Raw genomic sequence first — 4,962 nt, 5'->3', positions numbered from 1 at the left:
ACGAGCTCGACGCTCGGGTAGCGCCCCGTGGCTCGGGCCGGGTCGTCGTAGACGTTGTGCCAGCCCAGCCTGCGCACCAGGTCGCTGGTGAAGGTGTCGGGCCCGACGACCATCCACGGATCGCGCCAGATCGGGATCGCGACGCTGCGTGACACCGGCGGCAGGTCGCCGCACCACAGCTCACGGACGTCCCGCAGCCAGGGCGGACGCGTCCAGCCGAGCGCGTCGACGAGTCGCTCCATCGACGTGACGGACGCCGGCACGGTCTCGATGTCGGTGACCCAGACCTCGACGCCCGACTCGCGCAGCCGACGGACGTCGAGCTCGCGGTTCTCCTCCTTGTTGACCACCACGACGTCCGGGGCGAGGGCGCGGATGGCAGCCAGGTCGGGGTTCTTGGTGCCACGCACCCGGGTGACGTCGAGGCCGGGTGGATGCGTGCACCAGTCGGTCGCGCCCACCACGGCCTCCGGCTCGATCGAGACCAGGGCCTCGGTGAGCGAGGGCACCAGCGAGACGACGCGTCGAGCCGGTGAGGGCAGGGCGACGGTGGTGCCGAGATCGTCGAGGAGGCTGCTCATCGGCGCAAGGTCAGACCGGTCGCGGTCTCGGCGACCCAGGTGTGGGCGGCTGTCTCGAGGTCGATCGCGTCGGCGAGGTCGGCGGGGATCGGCGTGGAGCGGCGCGTCTCCATGTCGACGTGCACGTACATGATCTCCATGGTGCAGGCCAGGCGGTCGTGCTCCTCGTCGAGGACGTAGGAGACCGAGTGCACGGCCTTGGCGGTACGTCCGGCGAACCCGACGTGCACGGCGAACCGCTCACCGAGCCGCAGCTCGCCGACGTAGCCGATGCGGTGCTCGACGGTGAAGAACGACATCCCCCGCCGCGGGATGTAGTCGTCGTCCATCCCGATCTGTCCCAGGCGCAGCCACGGAGCCCACGAGCCGTACTTGAAGTACTGGCTGATGTTCATGTGGCCGTTCTCGTCGATCGCGTCCTCGGGGACGGTCAGCTCGAAGGCGGCGGGGAGCGTGCGGACCTGGGCGGTGGTGGGGAGACTCATCGCTCTCAGTATGGCGTGACCCCACCGGAGGTCGAGGTGCGAGGAGCGCCAGCGACGAGCCTCGAGACCCAGTGATTGTGGTCGCGGACTGTGGTCGCGGTCGTCTCCTGCCTCACCGGGTTTCGTCTCGCCTGCCGCGCACTCGCAGGCTCGTGCGCGGCGCTCGCTCAACCTTCGCTCGCGCCGCGGCGTGCTCGTTCCTCGCACTCCGCTGCTCGCTCGCTCAGACGTTCCTCCGGTACTGGCCGCCGACCTCGAAGAAGGCCTCGGTGACCTGGCCCAGCGAGCAGACGCGGGCGGCGTCCATGAGCACGGCGAAGACGTTCTCGTCGGTTGTCGCTGCTTCCTTGAGTCGCGCGAGCGCGGCCTCTGCCTCGGTGGTGTGCGCGGCCTGGAAGGCGCGCACCTTGGTCAGCTGAGACTCCTTCTCGGCGTCGGTCGCGCGGGCGAGCTCGACGTGCTGGGGCGTGCCGTCGTCGTCCTCGCGCGCCGGCTTGCGGAAGGTGTTGACGCCGACGATCGGAAGCGAGCCGTCGTGCTTGCGGTGCTCGTAGAGCATCGACTCGTCCTGGATGCGCCCGCGCTGGTAGCCGGTCTCCATCGCGCCGAGGACGCCGCCGCGCTCGTTGATGCGGTCGAACTCCGCGAGCACCTGGGCCTCGACGAGGTCGGTGAGCTCGTCGATGATGAAGGAGCCCTGGAGCGGGTTCTCGTTCATCGCCAGGCCCCACTCGCGGTTGATGATCAGCTGGATCGCCAGTGCGCGCCGCACCGAGTCCTCGGACGGCGTGGTGACGGCCTCGTCGTAGGCATTGGTGTGCAACGAGTTGGCGTTGTCGTAGATCGCGATCAGCGCCTGCAGCGTGGTGCGGATGTCGTTGAAGTCCATCTCCTGCGCGTGCAGGGACCGACCGGACGTCTGCACGTGGTACTTCAGCTTCTGCGAGCGCTCGCCGGCGCCGTACCGCTCACGCATCGCAACCGCCCAGATGCGACGGGCGACACGACCGATCACGGAGTACTCCGGGTCCATGCCGTTGGAGAAGAAGAACGACAGGTTGGGCGCGAAGTCGTCGATGTCGAGTCCGCGCGCGAGGTAGGACTCGACGTAGGTGAAGCCGTTGGCGAGGGTGAAGGCGAGCTGGCTGATGGGGTTCGCCCCGGCCTCGGCGATGTGATAGCCGGAGATCGAGACGGAGTAGAAGTTGCGGATCTCCTTCTCGATGAACCACTCCTGGATGTCGGCCATCATCCGCAGCGAGAACTCGGTTGAGAACAGGCAGGTGTTCTGGCCCTGGTCCTCCTTGAGGATGTCGGCCTGCACCGTGCCGCGCACGGTCGAGAGCGCTGTCGCCTCGTCGATGCCGTTCTCGCGGGCCTGGTCGAGGACGGTGTTGAGGAAGAAGGCCAGCACGGTGGGGGCCGGGCCATTGATGGTCATGGAGACCGAGGTGCTCGGGGAGAGCAGATCGAAGCCGTCGTAGAGGGTCTTCATGTCGTCCAAGGTGGCCACGCTGACGCCCGACGTGCCGACCTTGCCGTAGATGTCGGGACGCTCGTCGGGGTCACGTCCGTAGAGCGTGACCGAGTCGAAGGCGGTGGAGAGCCGCTTGGCCTCGTTGTCGTCGGAGAGCATCTTGAAGCGGCGGTTGGTGCGTGCGGGGTCACCCTCGCCGGCGAACATTCGGGCGGGGTCCTCGCCGTCGCGCTTGAACGGGAAGACGCCCGCGGTGAAGGGGAAGTAGCCGGGCAGGTTCTCCCGCCGCCAGAAGCGCACCAGCTCGCCGTGGTCGTCGTACGACGGCAGCGCGACGCGGCGGATCTTGTTGCCGCTCAGCGACTCCCGCACGAGGGGCGTGTGGATCTCGCGGTCGCGCACGACCACGACCTGCTCCTCGCCGGAGTAGGACTCGACCACGGAGTCCCAGCCGTCGATCTGGTCGCGCACCTCGCGCGGCAGGTCTGCGCGGGCCTGCTCGAGCAGGGCGTCGATCTCCTCGCGCGAGGAGAGCTCGCCGGCGACGGCCTCGAGCCGCTGGAGGCGGCGCGCCTGGGCGGCCATCTCGTCGGTGCGGGCGTGGTAGTCGCGCACGGTCGCCGCGATGTCGGCGAGGTAGCGCACCCGGTCGCCGGGGATCGCGGCGCGCAGGTGGGACGACGTCTTGGTCGTCACCGCGGGCAGGGCGCCCTCGGCGGTCTGGAGACCGTGCTCGCCGAGCAGGCCCCGCAGGTGCTGGTAGAGCGCGGTGACGCCGTCGTCGTTGAACCTGGCGGCGGAGGTGCCGAAGACAGGCATGTCGCCGGGCTGCTGGCCGAAGGCCTCACGGTTGCGGACGAGCTGGCGACCGACGTCGCGCAGTGCGTCCTCGGCGCCGCGGCGCTCGAACTTGTTGATGGCCACGGCGTCGGCGAAGTCGAGCATGTCGATCTTCTCCAGCTGCGAGGCGGCGCCGAACTCCGGCGTCATCACGTAGAGCGAGGTGTCGACGAACGGCACGATCGCCGCGTCGCCCTGGCCGATGCCGGGGGTCTCGACGACCACGAGGTCGAAGCCGGAGGCCTTCAGCACGGACACGACGTCGTCGAGGTGCTCGGGCAGCTCGTGGGCGCCGCGGGTGGCGAGGCTGCGGAAGAAGACGCGGTCGCCGTCGAGGGAGTTCATCCGGATGCGGTCACCGAGCAGTGCCCCGCCGCCCTTGCGACGCGTCGGGTCGACGGCGAGGACGGCGATGCGCAGCTTGTCCTGCTGGTCGGTGCGGAAGCGGCGCACGAGCTCGTCGGTCAGTGACGACTTGCCCGAGCCGCCGGTGCCGGTGATGCCGAGGGTGGGCGTGGCGTGGCGCTCGGCGGCCGCCTGCAGCTCGGCGAGGACGCCGGCGTCGAGGCGTCCCTGCTCGGCGGCGGTGATGGCGCGGGCGATGGCGAACCGGTCGCCGCTGAGCACCTGCTCGGCCGAGACGGTGCCGCCGTGCTCGGGGGAGAGCAGGTCGACGTCGCAGGTCTTGACGACCGAGTTGATCATCCCGACCAGGCCCATCCGCTGGCCGTCCTCGGGGGAGAAGATCGTCACCCCGCTCTCGCGCAGCCTGGTGATCTCGTCGTGCACGATCACCCCGCCGCCACCGCCGACGACCTGCACGTGGCCGGCGCCCTGGGCGCGCAGCGACTCGACGAGGTACTCGAAGTACTCGATGTGTCCGCCCTGGTAGGACGACACCGCGACGCCCTGGGCGTCCTCCTCGAGCGCGGCATCGACGACCTCGGCGACCGAGCGGTTGTGTCCGAGGTGGATGACCTCGCAGCCCTGGCTCTGGAAGATCCGGCGCATGATGTTGATCGAGGCGTCGTGGCCGTCGAACAGGCTGGACGCGGTGACCAGGCGGACCGGGTGGGTCGGCACGTGGAGGTCGGACATCGGGGCTCCCTGCGAGTGAAGTACTAGGACTTCCTACTAATTTACTAGGAAGTCCTAGGACCTGGCTAGTCACCCCGAGCCGTGATGAAGTGGTCCCCATGAAGCGGCAGCTGCCCACGCGCCACGACCTGGCTCCCCTGATGAAGTTCAAGAAGCCGGAGCTGTCGCCCAGGAAGTGGCGTCTCGAGAAGTCCCTGACCATCGAGGACCTTCGCCGGGTCGCCCAGCGGCGTACGCCCAAGGCGGCCTTCGACTACACCGACGGCGCTGCGGACGGCGAGGTGTCGCTCTCGCGGGCCCGACAGGCGTTCGCCGACATCGAGTTCCACCCCTCGATCCTGCGTGACGTCTCCGAGGTCGACACCTCGCGCGAGGTGCTCGGCCGGCGGGTCGCGCTCCCGTTCGGCATCGCCCCGACCGGCTTCACCCGGATGATGCAGGCGGAGGGCGAGGTCGCCGGCGCCACCGCGGCGCGGGCCGC

The 4,962-nt window shown here is 69.4% G+C and carries 4 protein-coding genes; 1 reads left to right on the top strand and 3 read right to left on the bottom strand.

Annotated elements, in window-relative coordinates; translation table 11 throughout:
* From VOI19_RS14215 to icmF, 3 genes are all read right to left on the bottom strand, one after another.
* Positions 1–581, bottom strand: a 581-nt coding sequence (locus VOI19_RS14215; RefSeq protein ID WP_323793619.1) for a helical backbone metal receptor, incomplete at its 3' end; no start/stop codon positions are given.
* Positions 578–1,066 carry a thioesterase family protein gene (locus VOI19_RS14210; RefSeq protein ID WP_323793618.1) on the bottom strand — a complete coding sequence of 163 codons (489 nt, stop codon included), beginning with the start codon at positions 1,064–1,066 and terminating at the stop codon, positions 578–580. The genes VOI19_RS14215 and VOI19_RS14210, both read right to left, overlap by 4 nt.
* Before the next feature lie 223 nt (positions 1,067–1,289).
* On the bottom strand, positions 1,290–4,481 hold the full coding sequence (gene icmF / locus VOI19_RS14205) for a fused isobutyryl-CoA mutase/GTPase IcmF (RefSeq protein WP_323793617.1): 3,192 nt from the start codon (positions 4,479–4,481) through the stop codon (positions 1,290–1,292).
* Between the two features lie 98 nt (positions 4,482–4,579).
* On the opposite strand from icmF, the gene VOI19_RS14200 reads away from it, so the two are divergent.
* Positions 4,580–4,962, top strand: a 383-nt coding sequence (locus tag VOI19_RS14200; protein ID WP_323793616.1) for an alpha-hydroxy acid oxidase, incomplete at its 3' end; no start/stop codon positions are given.

Source organism: Nocardioides sp. (assembly GCF_034670285.1).
In the GTDB taxonomy this organism is placed as follows: domain Bacteria; phylum Actinomycetota; class Actinomycetes; order Propionibacteriales; family Nocardioidaceae; genus Nocardioides.
This window is presented reverse-complemented; position numbering and strand designations above follow the sequence as displayed.